This is a genomic window from Microbacterium sp. Root322 (assembly GCF_001425645.1).
Lineage (GTDB): Bacteria > Actinomycetota > Actinomycetes > Actinomycetales > Microbacteriaceae > Microbacterium > Microbacterium maritypicum.
In genome coordinates this window covers 847,068-863,124 of record NZ_LMCS01000003.1, presented here as the reverse complement: position 1 = coordinate 863,124, position 16,057 = coordinate 847,068, and the positions used below count along the sequence as shown (strand labels likewise).

The window sequence follows — 16,057 nt, the reverse complement described above, 5'->3', positions numbered from 1 at the left end:
TATTGAATCCATGATCCACATACTGCAATCCATATGCGATCATGTCAATGGAACGCGCCTCACCGATCCGCCCGCCGCCGCTTCCGCTCGACACCGGTAGCGTCGTCGAGGCAGACCACCCCGAAAGGACGCCCGCGGTGACCCAGACCCCTCGCGAGGAGATGACGGAGTACTCGCTGAGTGCGCTCCTCGCTCCCCCCGAATCACCGGCCGAGCCCGAGGACTTCGACGCCTTCTGGCGGGGCACCTTCCAGGAGTTCGGTGCGGGAGTGGTGGCGTGGGAGCTCACTCGCGAGCACCCCGAGACCGCGACGCATCGCGTGATGGAGATCCGCTTCCGCTCCTCGGCCGATGAACACGCCACCGCCTTCGTGATGCGGCCCCATGCCGTCGCCGACGCGCGGCGCGGCCTCGTCGTCGGGCACGGCTACGGCGGTCGCACGGGACCCGACGTCGAGAGGGTGCCCGCCCATACCGCGGCGATCTTCCCCGTCGCCCCCGGGACGCATGTCGGCACCGCCAGCCGCTTCCCCGCACCGCCAGAAGAGCACGTCCTGGCCGGCATCGCCCATCGCGACACCTACTCGCATCGCTTCAGCGCAGCCGACATCTGGCGCGCAGCGACGATCCTCCTCGAGATCGCGCCCGCCGTCGCGGGATCGCTCGACTTCAGCGGCGGCAGCTTCGGCGGTGGCATCGGCGCCCTGGCCCTTCCCTGGGACGCCCGGTTCCGACGCGCGGTCCTCGACGTCCCGAGCTTCGGCAACCACGACGTGCGCCTCTCGCGGCGCTGCACCGGCAGCGGAGAGGCCGTTCGCCGGCACCTGCGCGACCATCCAGAGGTCCGCCCCGTCCTCGACTACTTCGACGCGGCGATCGCGGCACGTCGTCTGCGCATTCCCGTGCACGTGAGCGCGGCAGTGCTCGACCCCGCCGTCGATCCGCGCGGGCAGTTCGCGGTGTATCACGCGCTGCCGGGCCCGAAGCGCCTCGGCGTGCGAGCCTGCGGTCATCTCGACGGACCTATCGGCGAGCTGTCCGACCGCCTCGCCCTGCAGGACGGCTTGGACTTCCTCGCGCTCCCCGACGAGCGCTTGATCTGAGCGCTCCTGCGGATCTCCCAGACAACGCATAGCGTTCTCCATAGAAATCGCATAGGAGATTCCGCAGAATAGGCACATGACCAGCGACCTGCCCGAACTGCGCCGCCCCGACGGCTCCCCCCTGCGCATCCTCGCCGTCGACGACGAGCAGATGCTGACCGACCTGCTCGCGATGGCACTGCGCATGGAGGGCTGGGAGGTGCGGACCGCTTCTTCCGGCATGGAGGCGCTCCAGGTGGCGCGCGAGTTCGAACCCGATGCGCTCGTGCTCGACATCATGATGCCCGACCTCGACGGGATGTCCGTGCTCAAGCGTCTGCGGGAGTCCGGCAACCTCGTCCCCGTGCTGTTCCTCACCGCGAAGGACGCCGTGGGCGATCGCGTCGCCGGTCTCACCGCCGGAGGCGACGACTACGTCACGAAGCCGTTCAGCCTGGAGGAGGTGATCGCACGGCTGCGGGCGATCATCCGCCGCACCGGCCACGCCACCGCCGACGACGGACAGTCGATCCTGCGCGTCGCCGACCTCACCCTCAACGAGGACAGCCACGAGGTCGTGCGAGACGGCACCGAGATCGAGCTCACCGCGACCGAGTTCGAGCTGCTGCGCTACCTGATGCGCAACGAGCGCCGGGTGCTGTCGAAGGCGCAGATCCTCGACCGGGTGTGGAGCTACGACTTCGGCGGCAAGTCGTCGGTCGTCGAGCTGTACATCTCGTACCTGCGCAAGAAGATCGATGCCGGGCGCACGCCGCTGCTGCACACCGTGCGCGGCGTCGGCTACATGATCAAGGCCCCGCAGTGAGCTCAGCGACGATGATGAGAAGGCCGATGAGCCTGCAGACACGGCTGATGACCGCCGTGATCGGGTTCGTGTCGCTGATCCTCATCATCGTCGCCGTGATCACCAGCGCGACGCTGGGAAAGACGATGGAAGACCAGCTCGACCAGAAGCTGAGCGAATACGCCCACCAGCTGGTTCGCATCTCCCAGGCTGTCGCTCCATCGTCGGCGACCGCGCAGAACGTGCTCGCGAGCAGCCCCGCACCTCCGGTCGGAGTTCTCTTCGTCGTCTCCAGTCCCGTCACAGGGTTCTCCGGAGTGGTCGCGAAGAGTGAGGACGGCGACGAATTCGCCGGAACGCTCGATCCGCTGACCGGCGCCCAGCTCGCCGAGATCGCGGTGTCGCTGAAGGATACCCGGGTCGCGACCGTCACCCTCACCGACCTCGGCTCCTACCGCGTCATGGCGCTGCCGACGAGCAACGGGCTGATCGTGGTCACCGGGCTCCCCCGTGACGAGATCCAGAACCAGCTCACGCAGCTGCTGACCGTGATCGCGCTCGCGACGATCGGTGGTCTGATCCTCCTGGCGCTGACCACCGCTATCACCATCCGGGTGGGTCTGCGTCCCCTCCGCGCCGTCGCACTGACCGCGACCAGGGTCGCGAATCAGCAGCTCGACCGCGGTGAGGTGACCATCACCGAGCGCGTTCCCGCGTACGAAGCCGATCCCCGCACCGAGACCGGTCTCGTCGGAGCCTCGCTGAACAAGCTCCTCGACCACGTGAACACCTCGCTCGCCTCACGGCAGAAGAACGAGGAGCGGATGCGGCGCTTCGTCGCCGACGCCAGCCACGAGCTGCGCACCCCGCTCGCCTCCATCCGCGGCTACTCCGAGCTGTCGTTGCGGGCGCTGCGGCGGACGGATTCACAGGCGGAGGCGCCGGAGGTCATCGAGAGCACGACGTCGTCTCTGGAGCGCATCCAGGCCCAGTCGCTGCGCATGACCCGCCTCGTCGAGGATCTGCTGCTGCTGGCCCGCCTCGACGAGGGCCGCGAACTCGTCTACAGCACGGTCGATCTCGCCCAGCTCGCCCTCGAAGGACTCTCGGACGCCCGCCCGACGGCCGCGGATCACCACTGGGTCATTGAGGTGCCGGACGAGCCCGTCACGATCGTGGGAGACGCCGGACGCATGCATCAGGTCGTCGCGAACCTGCTCGCGAACGCCCGCACCCACACTCCCGCCGGCACCACCGTCACGCTGAGCGTCGCTCAGGAAGGCGAGGAGGCGGTGCTGCGCGTGCACGACGACGGTCCAGGGATCGACCCCGCCATCCGCGACGAGCTCTTCGCCCGCTTCGCCCGCGGTGACAGCTCGCGGGCCCGGCAGACCGGCGGCACGGGCCTCGGACTCGCGATCGCGAAGGCCATCGTCGAGGGCCACCACGGCCTCATCACCGTGACCAGCGAGCCCGGCGACACGACCTTCACCGTCCGCATCCCCATGAACCCGGCGACGACCGGCGACGCCCCTGCGGAGGCGTGAGAACCCCGCACAGTCGCGCGGGGCCTCGCGCCCTCCTTCCTCGCTCCCCACACCCCCACACCCGCACACCCGCACACCCCGCGCTCCCCACTCCCCGGCACACCCGCACTCCCTGCACACCTGTCGGGAGATTGCTCGTGGACCGGCGTGTGGGGGCTGTTTCCTCCCGACATCCGGACGATCTCCCGACAAGCGCACGCGTCGAGGTCGAGGGGAGGGACGGGCCGGGACCAGCGCCCACGTCAGCCGCGCTCGCGCAAACGCACGACGGCGGCGATCACGGCAGCCTCGACAGTGGGCCAGGCATGCACGATCTGTGCATAGTCGAATCGCAGCGTCTCGTACCCCAGCGCCGACGCCGCGGCATCCCTCACCAGATCCCGGTGGCGGTGCGCAGAGCCCGCGTGGTTGCCCTTGCCGTCGGCCTCGAGGATGAGCCTGTCGTCGACCACGAAGTCGACCCTCCCCACGGTCGGGATCGTCACCTGGCAATCCAGCCTGATCCCGTGCACATGCAGCCGCAGCCGCAGCAGCGACTCGAGCCCGTTGTCGGCATCCGATCTGGCCAGATCGACGAGCCAGTGCGCCCGAGCCGGCAGTCGACTCCGGATTCGTCGGCGTGCGGCCTCGGAGATCAGCCGCTGCGTGAGCGACGACTCGAGCGCGGCGAAGAACGCCTCGTCACCACCGCAACGGTAAACATGGACGAGCACCTCTTCGAGCGGTGCGAGTCCGACGCCCGCGCGACCCGCGTCGTAGTGCCCCACGCATTCGCACTCGTCGTGGTGAGCACGACCTCGCCCGCCGAGCCACACGTGAACGGGACCTTCGTCGTAGAGACACCATACGCCGTGCAGTCGCAGCGCATGTGCACAGGTGAGCGCACCGCCGTGTCGTGCGGCTTCCACGAGGTGCACATTCGCCTCCGGCACGGCGAACACCCCAGGTCTCACGCGCTGAAGCGCGCCGACACGCACCTCGTCCGCGCGCATCCGACGAGTGATCCCATACTTCTGGAGCAGGGTGCCCCGGACGACTCCGCCGTGTCGGGCGGTCACGAAAGCGGCACTGAGCATCCGTCGATCCTGCACCTCCCGTGCTCGTGGCGGGGGCCGAGCATCCGGATATACGGGCAGATTCGATTCACGCATCGACTGTGCAGGAACAGAGGTGCCGTCCACCCGTCGGGAGTCCGGGCGGATGTCGGACGAATCGCCGTCGGATCACCCGACATTCGCCCGAGCTCCCGACAGGTGGACGAGGAAGGACGCGAGAGCACGGGGGCACCGTGCACACGGGGGTGAGGGGTCGCGCCCGCGACCCGGATCAGTATCCGGCGAAGGCGTCGGTCGTGAGGCTGCGTGCTTTCTGCAGGGCGGGGGCGAGGTCGGCGATGAGCCGCGGGGGGCCGGAGATGAAGGCGTGGCGCGAGGCCAGGTCGGCGACGGCGCGCTCGAGGGTCTCCGCATCCAGACGCGCGCCCTGCGCCCACGACCAGTGCGCCGGGAGGTCGGCGGGCTCGTCACGGGTGAACACGACGGTGCGCACGCCGGTCGCTGCCAGCTCCTCGCGGAAAGCGAGCTCGGAGGCGTCGGAGGCGACGTACACGAGCACCACGTCGCGCTGCTGCCCGGTCGCCTGCAGCTGCCGCAATTGCGACACGAAGGGCGTCACCCCGATGCCGGCGGCGACCATGAGCACCGGCTGCTCCCCGCGGGGCAGGATGAAGTCGCCCCAGGTTCCGGTCACCGCGAAGGTCGCACCGGGCTCGGCCGCGGCGAGAGCACGCTTGTAGCTCGAGGGATGCTTCTGGTCGCCGTTCTTGTAGGCGATGCGCAGCGTCGGCAGATCGGCCGGCGCCGACACGATGCTGAACTCCCGACGAGTCCCTCGGGCATCGGGTCGGTGATGCGGGACGTCGAGCTCGAGGTACTGTCCCGGCAGGAAACGCACCCGGCCCTTGGCGCGGAACGTCAGCTCCTGGGCGGTCGGGGTCACGAACTCGCGCCGTTCGAGCACCAGCCGCACCGAACCGCGCAAGGCGAAGGCGAACGCCACCAGGTTGCCGATCAGCAGTGCGCGCTCCTGACCGAGTGTGAAGAGACCGGCCACCGAGATCGGCCACCCCGCGAGCAGCCCGACGACGGCAGCCACCACGAGCTGCTGCCGGCGGCGCGGCGGAAGGGTGAGCGGCTCCGACAGCATGAACGCTCCGAGGAACAGGAACGGCGACTGCAACAGTGCGAACTGCAGAGCCGTCGCGACGTCGAAGGCGATGTCGAACTCCACGGCTTGCACGGCCTGCCGCACGACCGATGTGGCCACGGCGACGGCGAGGAACACCAGGATCACTCGGATCTTCTCGGTGCGCCACAGCACCGCGAGGCCCAGCACGGCCACGGGAATGGTGAGCACCGGCGCGCCGACCCACCACGACGACGACGTGCCCAGCCACTCGAAGGCGCCGAACGCTCCGAGGATCGAGACCACGGCGGCGCCGAACGCGGCAGGGTTGAAGATGTGACGCCCACGCCAGGCGATCAGGTACTTCGAGACGCTCGCGACCGCACCGGCGAGCGCGAGACCGAGCAGCGCGCCGGCCTCGACGCCCGGTCGGAGCACGAACAGCAGGATGAGCGCCGTCACCAACGACGACTCGATGCGCCAGGGCAGTCGGAGCAGGCGCTGCGCCGCGGCGTCGACGGCGGAGATGGCGACCGCGAGCACGAGGAACGACGCCACGAGCTCGATCGGGGTGGGCGAGACGATCACGCCGAACAGCGAGAGCACGAACGCGATGACCGCGAGAGCGACGAGCGCGAACAGCACGAGGCGGTACATCGACAGCGAGCCCAGCACCGCGAGGACCCGCTGACGTGCGGCGGCGAATGAGGTGATCACGTTTCCACTCTTTCCTAGTTCTGGGCTGCCGGGGACGACTCCCCCACGGCGAGGAACAGTTGGGCCGGGCACCCGGGCGAACGTTGCACGCGTCCGTCGGTACTCATCCGCGCCCACTCGACGCCCCAGGCGGCCGCGATCTCGTCGCCGCCGTCGAAGAAGAGGGCCGTCGCCACCGCATCGGCCGTCATCGCCTCCGGTGCCCACGCCCAGGTCGCGGCCCAGGTGCGCACCGGGAGTCCGGTACGGGCGTCGAGCACGTGATGCAGCCCGCTCCCCCATGCTCGTCGGTTGATCGCCGAGGCGCACAGCGCCTGATCCTGCACCTCGACGACCCCGATCGCCTTCGTCGGGTCGAACGGATGCTCCAGGCCGATGCGCACACCGGACCCGCGGACTCGGATGTCGCCGCCGGCGTCGACCACGAGATCTCCGGGCACGCCCGCCAGGACCGCCGTCACGAGGTCGACGAGGCGTCCTTTGCCGAGCGCGCCGACATCGAGCAGGGCCGGGGTGGATGCGGTGACCCCGGTGTCGGTCCAGGACAGACGCTGCTCCCAGGTATCGGGAGCGCGCACCGGATCTCCCGCGGTCAGAGAGTAGTCCGCGTCATATCCGAGCGCGTCGAGGCTGTCGGCGACGAGCGGGTTGACGGCTCCTCCGGTCGCGGCGGAGAGCTCGCGATACGCGTCGAGCATGGGCCCGGCATCGGAGGAAGCCAGAGCGCCGCCCTCCCGACCGAGGCGCGAGACGTCCGAGTCCGTGCGGAACCGGGACCACTCGCGGTCGAAGCGCTGGATCTCCGCGGAGACCGCTACCGTCACGGATTCCGGAAGGGCATCCGTCGTCTCGATCTCCCAGTGCGTTCCGATGGCCTCGAAGCGCCAACTCGCCATGGGAATTCAGGCGCCTAGGAGGCGGCCTGCTCCTTGATCGACTCGACGGCCTTGTTGAAACCGCCACTGGTGAGCGACGAGCCGGCCACGCGGCTGACGTTCAGGTCGTCGAGTGCCTTGCCATCGACCTCGTCGGCGATCCCGGCGATGAACTGCCCCTGGTATTGCTTGCTCTCGGGGGCCTGCGGGTCTCCCGTGACCTCGACGTCGGTCACGACGCCGTCGGCGAGCGTGAGGGTGACGGAGATCTCCTCGACCGTCTCCGGCGTCTGGTACGAGCCCTCGGCCGTGTACGTGCCGTCGGCGTAGGTCCCCGTGGAATCGCCGCCGGACGACGAGGAGGAAGAACCGGCATCGGGCGTGCTGCCGGTGCTGTTCGGGGTCACGGCGTCAGCGGTTCCGGAGCATCCGGCGAGGACGAAGAGTCCCGCGACCCCGAGGAGTGCGGTTCCCTTGCGGACAGAGGTCGGTACGGTCGTGCGGATCATTGTGGTCCTCCCGGCTCGGTGTCGGCCGACGCGCTCGTCGACCATTCGACCGTAGGCACGGCGGCTATGCGCGGGCTGTGCCGTGACGATGCGTTACGCGTCGCCGCCGAACATGCTCGTCACGGAGCCGTCCTCGAACACCTCGTGGATCGCGCGTGCGAGCAGCGGGGCGATCGGGAGGATGGTCAGGTTGTCCCAGCGACGCGATTCGGTGAGCGGGATCGTGTCGGTGATGACGACCTCGTCGATGGACGAGTCCTGCAGCCGCTCCGATGCCGGGTCGCTGAAGATCGCGTGCGTGGCGGCCACGATGACGCGGTGGGCGCCGTTCGCCTTGAGCGCCTGGGCCGCCTTGACGATCGTTCCGCCGGTGTCGATCATGTCGTCGACGAGCAGGCAGGTGCGGCCGTCGACGGCACCCACGATCTCATGCACGGAGACCTGGTTGGCGACCTTCGGGTCGCGGCGCTTGTGGATGATCGCGAGCGGAGCGCCGAGGCTGTCCGACCACGTGTCGGCGACACGCACGCGGCCCATGTCCGGCGACACGACGGTGAGGATCTCCCGGTCGGCCGGCGACAGGGTGCGCTCGAAGTAGTCCAGGAGCACGGGCTTGGCGAACAGGTGGTCGACGGGACCGTCGAAGAACCCCTGGATCTGCGCCGCGTGCAGGTCGACGCTCATGACACGGTCGGCGCCTGCGGTCTTCAGCAGATCGGCGACGAGTCGGGCACTGATCGGCTCACGGCCGCGGCCCTTCTTGTCCTGACGCGAATACGGATAGTACGGCGCGACGACGGTGATGCGCTTGGCCGAGGCGCGCTTGGCGGCGTCGATCATGATGAGCGTCTCCATGAGCCACTCGTTGACCGGTTCGCCGAACGTCTGGATGAGGAAGAGATCCACGCCGCGGATCGACACCTCGAAGCGGGCGTAGATCTCACCCGATGCGAACGTGCGGTGCTCCACCGGTGCGATCTCGGTGCCGAGAGCCTCGGCGACGGCTGCGGTGAGCTCGGGGTGCGAGCGACCGCCGGCGACGACGAGCCGCTTCTTGGTCTTGGCGATGATCCCGGGGGCCACGCCGTTGTCGCGATCCAGATCGACCGTCTTCTTCTTGCGCGCCATGTCCGCCTATTCCGCCGAATTCTCGCGGGACGCAGCATCCGCCGCGCCCGTCCCTGCTCTGTTCTTCTCGACCCAGCCCTCGATGTTGCGCTGGGGCGCGACGCTCATGGCCAGAGCGCCGGCGGGGACGTCCTTGCGGACGACGGCGCCTGCACCGGTCTTCGCACCGGCTCCCAGCCTAACGGGCGCGACGAGCACCGTGTGCGACCCGGTGTGCACCTCGTCGCCGATCTCGGTGCGGTGCTTGTTCACGTCGTCGTAGTTGGCGGTGATCGTGCTCGCGCCGAGGTTCACGCCGCGCCCGATCGTGGCGTCGCCCACGTACGAGAGGTGGGGCACCTTACTGCCTTCGCCGATCTCGGCGTTCTTGGTCTCGACGTAGGCGCCGATCTTGCCCTTGGCGCCCAGCACCGTGCCGGGGCGGAGGAACGAGAACGGGCCCACCGTGGCCTCGGCGCCGATCACCGCGAGAGTGGCGTCGGTGCGGCGGACGATCGCATCCTCGCCGACCTCGCAGTCGACCAGAGTCGTGTCCGGACCGATGACGGCGCCGGAGGCGATCGTCGTGGCCCGCAGGATCTGCGTGTTCGGGAGGATCGTGACGTCGGGCGCGAGCGTCGCGTCATCATCGATCCAGGTGGTGGTCGGGTCGATCACGGTGACGCCCTCGAGCTGCCAGCGGCGCACGATGCGCTGGTTGAGCAGACGACCGACCTCGGCCAGCTGAGCACGGTCGTTGACACCGAAGGTGACCGAGATGTCGGAGACGACCGATGCCGCCACCCGGTCGCCGTCGCGGCGCAGCAGGCCGGGGACGTCGGTCAGGTACATCTCGCCCTGAGCGTTGTCGACGCCGACCCTGGGCAGGTAGTCCCGAAGCGTCGCGGCACGGAACACGTACATCCCGGCGTTGATCTCGCGGACGGCGGCCTCTTCGGCGTTGGCGTCCTTCTGCTCCACGATGCGATCGACGCCTCCGTCGGCATCGCGCACGACGCGTCCGTAGCCGGTCGGATCGTCGACCAGCGCCGTCATCAGCGTGGCCGGAGCGCCCGAGGCGCGGTGCTCCGCGAGGAAGGCGGAGAGGGTGTCGGCATCGGCCAGCGGGCAGTCGCCCGAGAGCACGAGCACGTCGCCGTCGAAGTCGGCGGGGAGAGCATCCACAGCCACCTGCACTGCACGTCCGGTTCCGGGGATGTCGTCCTGGTCGACGAACACCGCATCCGGGTAGTCGGCCTGGAGAGCTGCGACCACCTGGTCGCGCTCGTGTCGCACGACCACCTCTACGTGCGCGGCCTGCAGCCGCCCCGCCGTGGTGAGGACGTGACCCACCAGCGGACGACCGCTGATCGGGTGCAGCACCTTCGGCAGGCGCGACTTCATGCGGGTGCCCTGGCCTGCGGCGAGGACGATGATGGCGAGATTGTTCCCAGTCATGCTCCGCCGCCAGGACTCGAACCTAGACCTAACAGCTCCAAAGGCTGTCGTGCTGCCATTACACCACGGCGGACCGCGCCGCCCCGAGGACGCCGCGGGGACAAGTCTGCCATGCTCCGACCCCGGATCCGCTGACACCACCGCTCGTCATCCCGCCGAAACACGGCTCTGGGATGCTGACGAGATGAGCATCGTGATCGAACGGGTGGAGACCGCGAGCCCCGCCCTCGCCGAGTTCCTGGTCGCCCATCACGCGGAGATGGAGCACACGGCACCGGCGGAGAGTCGTCACGCCCTGGTGTTCGAGCGTCTGCTCGCCCCTGGTGTGCGGCTGTTCGCCGGTCACCTCGACGGCCGCCCCGTGTCCACCGGAGCGCTGGCGGCGGTCGAGGACGCACACGAGGAGATCAAGTCGATGCGCACCGACCCCGCTCTACGCGGGCGCGGCCTCGGACGCGCGATGCTCGGCTTCCTCCTGACGGATGCCGAGGCCCGCGGCATCCGTCGGATCTCCCTGGAGACCGGGAGTGCCGACTTCTTCGCCCCGGCACGGGCCCTGTACCACGCAGTCGGCTTCCGTGAATGCGGACCGTTCGGGGGCTACGCCGCCGACCCGTACAGCACCTTCATGACACTCGATCTGCCCGCGGCGTCCGTGATCGCCGACTCGCACACGGGATAATGGGCGGATGAGCGAGGCGGATGAGGTCGACCGGATCGTGGGCGCGTGGAACACCCAGCGCCCCGACCTCGACTTCTCGCCCCTCGAGGTCCTGTCCCGGATGGATCGTCTGTCGCGACACCTCGACCGCGCCCGCCGTGATGTGTTCCGTCGCAGCGATCTGGAGCACTGGGAGTGGGATGTGCTGTCGGCGCTGCGCAGGGCCGGCGCGCCGTTCCAGCTCTCCCCCAAGCAGCTGCTGCAGCAGACACTGGTGTCCAGCGGCACCATGACCAACCGGATCGACCGTCTCGTCGGACGGCGCTTCGTGCGTCGCGAGGCAGACCCCGGTGACGGCCGCAGTGTGCTGGTGACGCTCACCGACGACGGCCGCATCCGTGTGGATGCCGCCATCACGCGTCTGGTCGACGTGGAAGCGGATCTGCTGCAGGCCCTCTCCCGCTCGGATCGGGATCGCCTCGCGGGACTGCTGCGCAAGCTGAGTCTGAGCTTCGACTCGTGACCGGCCGCATCTGATGGGCATGCCCTCTCCCCTCCCTGTGCGCGACGGCGTGGGAGCCACACGTCTGCACGTGCCGCTGACCGGGCCGTGGCCCACCGCCGCGGCCTACATGGTCGAGCGCTTCTTCCACATGGATCCCGAGCGTCTGCTCGCGCGGTTCGACCGCGGCGAGATCGTGCGTGCCGACGGCTCCCCCGTCCCTCGCGACGCCCCGCTGGGCAGCGTCGAATTCGTCTGGTACTACCGCGAACCCGCTGTCGAGACGCGGATCCCCTTCGAGATCGAGGTCCTGCACCAGGACGAGCATCTCGTGGTCGTCGACAAGCCGCATTTCCTGCCGACGACTCCCGGCGGCAAGTTCCTGCAGAACTCGGCGCTGGTGCGCTTGCGCAATCTCCTCGACAATCCCGACCTGGCGCCGATCCACCGCCTGGACCGTGCGACCGCCGGGCTGCTGATGTTCTCGACACGGCCGGCGACCCGCGGTGCCTACCAGTTGATGTTCGAGAACCGGCAGGTGCAGAAGGTCTACGAGGCGGTCTCCGCACTCCCCGAGGGCGGCGAGTTGCCCTCGTTCCCCCTCGTGTATCGCAACCACATCGAGAAGCCGCGGGCCCAGGTGCGGGTGGAGGTCGACGACACCAGGGAGCCGAACGCCGAGACGCTGATCGCGCTGATCAGCAGCGACGATCGCGTGGTGCACACCCTGCTCAGACCGCACAGCGGGAAGATGCACCAGCTGCGCGTGCACCTCGCCGCCCTCGGCATCGGCATCCTCAACGACAGGTTCTACCCCGAGCTGCTCGAGGACCTGCCCGACGATTTCGACCGCCCCCTGCAACTGCTCGCGCGGGAGCTGCGGTTCATCGATCCGCTGAGCGGCGAGGAGCGGGTGTTCACCACGCGGCGCACGCTGCAGCACGCGCCCGCCGGCGAGGATCCCGTCAGCGAAGATCCCGTCAGCGGCGCATGACCTTGCGCGCCAGGCGCGTTCCGAGGGTCTGGGCCACGTGCACGAAGACGACGATGAGCAGCACGGCAGCCCACATCACCACGGGCTCGAACTGACGACGGCCGTACGTCAACGCGAAATTGCCGAGTCCGCCGGCGCCGATGTAACCGGCCATTGCGGTCATGTCGATGAGCGCGACGATGACGAAGGTGTATCCGAGGATGAGCGGGCCCAGCGCCTCAGGGATCACGACGGTGAAGAGCGTGCGCCAAGGGCCAGCTCCCATGGCACGGGCAGCTTCGATCACTCCGGGCGACACCCCGACGAGGTGCTGCTCGACGATACGACCGATCGCGAACATCGATGCCACGACCAGCGCGACGATCGCGGCGTTCGTGCCGATGCCGCTGCCCACGATGAAGCGTGAGAACGGGATCAGCACCGTGATCAGGATCACGAACGGGATGGGGCGGAAGAAGTTGATGAAGAGATTCAGCACCGCGGAGACAGCGCGGTTCTGCAGCATCCCTCCCGGCCGAGTGAGATACAGACCGACGCCGATCAGGCCGCCCAGCAGGCCGCCCAGCACCAGCGTGAGAGAGACCATGTAGAGAGTCTCGACAGCAGCCGTCCAGAACTCCGGCCCCAGCTCGATGAGACGATCCATCAGCGCACCTCCTCGCTGTCGATGTCGGACACGTCGACATGTTGGGCGATGCTCGCGAGCGTCCGCTCGATGACTCCGTCCTCGCCGCGGATCGCGAGAGTGAGGTGCCCGAAGGCCCGCCCGCGGATGTCGTTGATTCCCCCGAACACGAGCTCGAACTCCAGTCCCGCATCGGCGAGCTGCAGAAAGACCTGCGCCTGGGACGGACCGCCGTCGCGGAACGAGAACGTCACGAGGCGTCCATCGTGGCGCTCGCGGAGCACAGCACGTTCGGACGGAGACGGTACCCCCTTCACGACCGTGCCGACGAAGCGTTGCGACGCCGCGTGTTGCGGGTTGGAGAAGACCTCGAACACGTCGCCTTGCTCGATGACGCGACCGCGGTCCATGACGGCGACCTTCGTCGCGATCGTCTGGATGACGTCCATCTCATGCGTGATGACGACGATCGTCACGCCCTGTTCCTCGTTGACCTTCTTGAGCAGCGACAGCACCTCGTGAGTGGTCTCCGGGTCGAGCGCGCTGGTCGCTTCGTCTGCGAGGAGGATCGCCGGCCTCGTGGCGAGGGCGCGGGCGATGCCGACGCGCTGCTTCTGACCGCCGGAGAGCTGCTCGGGGTACGACCGCGCCTTGTCACTCAAACCCACGAAGGAGAGCAGCTCGGTGACTCGCGCCTCGATGTCGGTCTTCGACCATCCGGCGAGCTTGAGCGGGTACGCGACGTTCGCCCGCACGCTCTTCGATGAGAAGAGATTGAACTGCTGGAAGATCATTCCGATTCCGCTGCGCACGCGGCGCAGCTCCCGCTCCGTGAGAGCGGTGATCTCCACGTCGTCGACGGTGATACGCCCCTCGGAGGCAGGCTCCAACGCGTTGATGAGACGCACGAGGGTCGACTTGCCGGCCCCCGAATAGCCGATGATGCCGTAGACGTCGCCCTGGTCGATCTGCAGCGTGACGTCGTCGACCGCCGTGATCTGCTCGTCGGCCGCCGCCGGGGATGGGTATTTCTTCGACACATTCTCGAGGGAGACGATCGGCATGGGGTGCTCCGGTCTTGAGGGGGAGAAAGGCGTGGTCGACCTGAAGATGCGGAATCGGGCGACGCGCATGCGTCGCCCGATTCTCTCAGGTCACGTTGATCAGCCGTTGGCGGCAACGTCCTTCTGGACATCCTTGAGCAGCGATGCAAGCTCGTCGGCTGGAGTCTGAAGCGTCACACCGGTGCCGCCCGACGACTTCGCCAGGCCTTCCTGCACGCCCTTGTCGGTCTGGAAGATCTCCACCAGCTTGAGGTAGGTCTCGTTGTCGACGTCTTCAGCGCGCGACGCGAAGATGTTCACATACTGGAGCGCGCTCGGGTCCTTGGGGTCGTCGGTGAACAGCGCGTCATCGAACGAAAGCCCTGCGTCCTCCACGAAGTCGTTGTTGATGACGGCCGCTGCGACATCGGGCAGGGCTTCAGGGGTGAGGGCCGCTTCCAGCGCTGTGACCTTGACCTTGGACTTGCTCTCATCGACGTCAGCGAGATCCGAGAACGCGGTACCGCCGTCCTTCAGATCGACGAGCCCGGCGGCCTGCAGCACCAGCAGCGCCCTGGCCTGGTTCGAGGCGTCATCGGGCACAGCGACGGTCTCTCCTTCCGGGATGTCCTTCACGGAGTCGTACTTGGTCGAGTAGAGGCCCAGCGGGTAGATCTGCGTCGAACCGATCGCAGCAAGGTCATCGCCCGACGCCTCGTTGTACTGCGCCAGATACACGATGTGCTGGAACTGGTTGAGGTCCACCTCGCCCTCGCTCAGTGCGGGGTTCGGAAGCTCGTACGAACCGAAATCGACGAGCTCGACGGTGATGCCTTCCGCCGCAGCCGCATCCACGAACGCGGGCCACTGCGGATCGCTCTCGCCGACGACGCCGATCTTGACGACCTCGTTCTCGGACGATCCCTCACTGCCGGATCCGGCATCGGACGCCCCCGTGGCACACCCGGTGAGCGCGACGAAGAGCGGGACCGCGGCGAACGCGGCCAGGATGGAAGTGGTGCGGCGTGACATGTGAAGGAGTTCCTCTCTTGGGGGACTCGAATACGTTAGGCAGGCCGCGCGACGCAGGCGGAATCGAATGTCACACGGCGTCACAGCGGCGGGTCGACCGTCTTCCATCCGACTCGAATCGACCGCGCGCGCCTGCGCCCTGGCCGACCGTCATCGAACGACACAGGCGGCGACGGTGAGAAACAGTCGGCGACGGCAACCGCACCGTGTGTTCTGCTCGACGCACTCGAAAGAGTGTCGGTGCCGTCCGGCACCGATCCAACGACCGGAGACGTCATGAAAACACGCAAGAAAGTCGCACTCGCCACGGCCACCGCGGTACTTCTGTCCTTCTCACTGCCTGCCACCGCTCACGCGGCGACAGAGGAGCATCTATACGCGAACTCGACAATCGTCGTCACCGATGTGAGGACCGGAGCGATCGTGTATCAGCAGTCGGAGCAGATACCCGTGGATACGAACAGCACGTCGGCCACGATCGAAGCGCGGATCCCTTCGACCGAATCATCAGCTGCTTCGACGAAGCCGGGCGCCATCGCCCCGCTCTCGTCAGTCGGCGGGAATCATGACAACGGTTCGGTCAAGTCGTCGATCACGATCCAGTACACCTTGAAGGGCGATCAGATTCGGACAGAGAAGGTCACGGGGAGCTGGACGCCCGACCCTGGGTTCGGACTCAAAGACCGGAAGGTGGAGATCTACAGCGGCGGCGGAGTGCCGTCGATCATCAAGAAGGCGCCAACGGCGAACAGCTATAGCTACAACACCGGATGGGGCTTCCAAATCAAGCCACCGCAGAACTCTCTCACCTCCCCTCGGGTGCTGGCCGAGGTGAAGTACCAGCTCTCGGGGACGGGCAGTGCGTGGCTGAAGCTGACGCACTGGGTCGACCTATCCGGCATCTGATCCCGCAGTG

At 68.0% G+C, this 16,057-nt stretch carries 16 protein-coding genes and 1 tRNA gene; 7 read left to right on the top strand and 10 right to left on the bottom strand.

Annotation, left to right across the window (positions count from 1 at the left end):
- Positions 1-137 precede the first annotated feature (137 nt).
- From ASC55_RS16500 to ASC55_RS16490, 3 genes are all read left to right on the top strand, one after another.
- Positions 138-1,103: an acetylxylan esterase gene (locus ASC55_RS16500; RefSeq protein WP_200935193.1), complete on the top strand. Its 966-nt coding sequence runs from the start codon at positions 138-140 to the stop codon at positions 1,101-1,103.
- Between the two features lie 76 nt (positions 1,104-1,179).
- Positions 1,180-1,908 (top strand): response regulator transcription factor, encoded by a 729-nt coding sequence (locus tag ASC55_RS16495; RefSeq protein ID WP_017828429.1) that lies wholly within the window; start codon positions 1,180-1,182, stop codon positions 1,906-1,908.
- Positions 1,909-1,934: 26 nt separating this feature from the next.
- Positions 1,935-3,434 (top strand): sensor histidine kinase, encoded by a 1,500-nt coding sequence (locus tag ASC55_RS16490; protein WP_055877610.1) that lies wholly within the window; start codon positions 1,935-1,937, stop codon positions 3,432-3,434.
- Between the two features lie 242 nt (positions 3,435-3,676).
- Here ASC55_RS16490 and ASC55_RS16485 read toward each other — a convergent pair whose 3' ends face one another.
- From ASC55_RS16485 to ASC55_RS16455, 7 genes are all read right to left on the bottom strand, one after another.
- Positions 3,677-4,510 (bottom strand): DUF559 domain-containing protein, encoded by an 834-nt coding sequence (locus ASC55_RS16485; RefSeq protein ID WP_055877606.1) that lies wholly within the window; start codon positions 4,508-4,510, stop codon positions 3,677-3,679.
- A 250-nt stretch (positions 4,511-4,760) separates the two neighbouring features.
- On the bottom strand, positions 4,761-6,335 hold the full coding sequence (locus ASC55_RS16480; protein ID WP_055877603.1) for an FAD-dependent oxidoreductase: 1,575 nt from the start codon (positions 6,333-6,335) through the stop codon (positions 4,761-4,763).
- A gap of 14 nt (positions 6,336-6,349) precedes the next feature.
- Positions 6,350-7,231: an FAD:protein FMN transferase gene (locus tag ASC55_RS16475; protein ID WP_055877600.1), complete on the bottom strand. Its 882-nt coding sequence runs from the start codon at positions 7,229-7,231 to the stop codon at positions 6,350-6,352.
- A gap of 14 nt (positions 7,232-7,245) precedes the next feature.
- On the bottom strand, positions 7,246-7,719 hold the full coding sequence (locus ASC55_RS16470; protein WP_055877598.1) for an FMN-binding protein: 474 nt from the start codon (positions 7,717-7,719) through the stop codon (positions 7,246-7,248).
- A 93-nt stretch (positions 7,720-7,812) separates the two neighbouring features.
- Complete coding sequence (locus tag ASC55_RS16465) at positions 7,813-8,847, bottom strand: ribose-phosphate diphosphokinase (RefSeq protein ID WP_017828424.1); 1,035 nt, start codon at positions 8,845-8,847, stop codon at positions 7,813-7,815.
- A gap of 6 nt (positions 8,848-8,853) precedes the next feature.
- Positions 8,854-10,284, bottom strand: a complete 1,431-nt coding sequence (glmU, locus tag ASC55_RS16460) for a bifunctional UDP-N-acetylglucosamine diphosphorylase/glucosamine-1-phosphate N-acetyltransferase GlmU (protein WP_055870751.1) — start codon at positions 10,282-10,284, stop codon at positions 8,854-8,856.
- 1 nt (position 10,285) lies between these two features.
- Positions 10,286-10,357 (bottom strand) — tRNA-Gln (locus ASC55_RS16455).
- Positions 10,358-10,468: 111 nt separating this feature from the next.
- Here ASC55_RS16455 and ASC55_RS16450 point away from each other — a divergent pair.
- Genes ASC55_RS16450 through ASC55_RS16440 form a run of 3 tightly spaced genes read left to right on the top strand, consistent with a single transcriptional unit; the run spans position 10,469 to position 12,441 of the window.
- On the top strand, positions 10,469-10,966 hold the full coding sequence (locus ASC55_RS16450; RefSeq protein WP_055870748.1) for a GNAT family N-acetyltransferase: 498 nt from the start codon (positions 10,469-10,471) through the stop codon (positions 10,964-10,966).
- A gap of 7 nt (positions 10,967-10,973) precedes the next feature.
- Complete coding sequence (locus ASC55_RS16445) at positions 10,974-11,468, top strand: MarR family winged helix-turn-helix transcriptional regulator (protein ID WP_055870746.1); 495 nt, start codon at positions 10,974-10,976, stop codon at positions 11,466-11,468.
- Positions 11,469-11,487: 19 nt separating this feature from the next.
- On the top strand, positions 11,488-12,441 hold the full coding sequence (locus ASC55_RS16440) for a pseudouridine synthase (protein WP_200935192.1): 954 nt from the start codon (positions 11,488-11,490) through the stop codon (positions 12,439-12,441).
- On the opposite strand, the gene ASC55_RS16435 is transcribed toward ASC55_RS16440, so the two are convergent.
- From ASC55_RS16435 to ASC55_RS16425, 3 genes are all read right to left on the bottom strand, one after another.
- Positions 12,428-13,087, bottom strand: a complete 660-nt coding sequence (locus ASC55_RS16435; protein ID WP_021198776.1) for a methionine ABC transporter permease — start codon at positions 13,085-13,087, stop codon at positions 12,428-12,430. The two genes, ASC55_RS16440 and ASC55_RS16435, sit on opposite strands and share 14 nt — an antisense overlap.
- A complete protein-coding gene (locus ASC55_RS16430) occupies positions 13,087-14,130 on the bottom strand; it encodes a methionine ABC transporter ATP-binding protein (protein WP_055877590.1) in 1,044 nt (347 codons plus the stop codon). Before ASC55_RS16430 ends, ASC55_RS16435 begins: the two co-directional genes overlap by 1 nt.
- Before the next feature lie 99 nt (positions 14,131-14,229).
- Complete coding sequence (locus ASC55_RS16425) at positions 14,230-15,141, bottom strand: MetQ/NlpA family ABC transporter substrate-binding protein (RefSeq protein WP_055877587.1); 912 nt, start codon at positions 15,139-15,141, stop codon at positions 14,230-14,232.
- 240 nt (positions 15,142-15,381) lie between these two features.
- On the opposite strand from ASC55_RS16425, the gene ASC55_RS16420 reads away from it, so the two are divergent.
- Positions 15,382-16,047 carry a hypothetical protein gene (locus tag ASC55_RS16420; protein WP_157559477.1) on the top strand — a complete coding sequence of 222 codons (666 nt, stop codon included), beginning with the start codon at positions 15,382-15,384 and terminating at the stop codon, positions 16,045-16,047.
- The last annotated feature ends 10 nt before the right edge of the window (positions 16,048-16,057 follow it).

Bases quoted from the DNA above. Each gene is read 5' to 3' on its own strand.
- ASC55_RS16495 (WP_017828429.1), top strand. From the start codon at position 1,180: ATGACCAGCGACCTGCCCGAACTGCGCCGCCCCGACGGCTCCCCCCTG.
- ASC55_RS16490 (WP_055877610.1), top strand. From the start codon at position 1,935: ATGAGCCTGCAGACACGGCTGATGACCGCCGTGATCGGGTTCGTGTCG.
- ASC55_RS16485 (WP_055877606.1), bottom strand. From the start codon at position 4,510: ATGCTCAGTGCCGCTTTCGTGACCGCCCGACACGGCGGAGTCGTCCGG.
- ASC55_RS16475 (WP_055877600.1), bottom strand. From the start codon at position 7,231: ATGGCGAGTTGGCGCTTCGAGGCCATCGGAACGCACTGGGAGATCGAG.
- ASC55_RS16470 (WP_055877598.1), bottom strand. From the start codon at position 7,719: ATGATCCGCACGACCGTACCGACCTCTGTCCGCAAGGGAACCGCACTC.
- ASC55_RS16465 (WP_017828424.1), bottom strand. From the start codon at position 8,847: ATGGCGCGCAAGAAGAAGACGGTCGATCTGGATCGCGACAACGGCGTG.
- glmU (WP_055870751.1), bottom strand. From the start codon at position 10,284: ATGACTGGGAACAATCTCGCCATCATCGTCCTCGCCGCAGGCCAGGGC.
- ASC55_RS16450 (WP_055870748.1), top strand. From the start codon at position 10,469: ATGAGCATCGTGATCGAACGGGTGGAGACCGCGAGCCCCGCCCTCGCC.
- ASC55_RS16445 (WP_055870746.1), top strand. From the start codon at position 10,974: ATGAGCGAGGCGGATGAGGTCGACCGGATCGTGGGCGCGTGGAACACC.
- ASC55_RS16440 (WP_200935192.1), top strand. From the start codon at position 11,488: ATGCCCTCTCCCCTCCCTGTGCGCGACGGCGTGGGAGCCACACGTCTG.
- ASC55_RS16435 (WP_021198776.1), bottom strand. From the start codon at position 13,087: ATGGATCGTCTCATCGAGCTGGGGCCGGAGTTCTGGACGGCTGCTGTC.
- ASC55_RS16430 (WP_055877590.1), bottom strand. From the start codon at position 14,130: ATGCCGATCGTCTCCCTCGAGAATGTGTCGAAGAAATACCCATCCCCG.
- ASC55_RS16425 (WP_055877587.1), bottom strand. From the start codon at position 15,141: ATGTCACGCCGCACCACTTCCATCCTGGCCGCGTTCGCCGCGGTCCCG.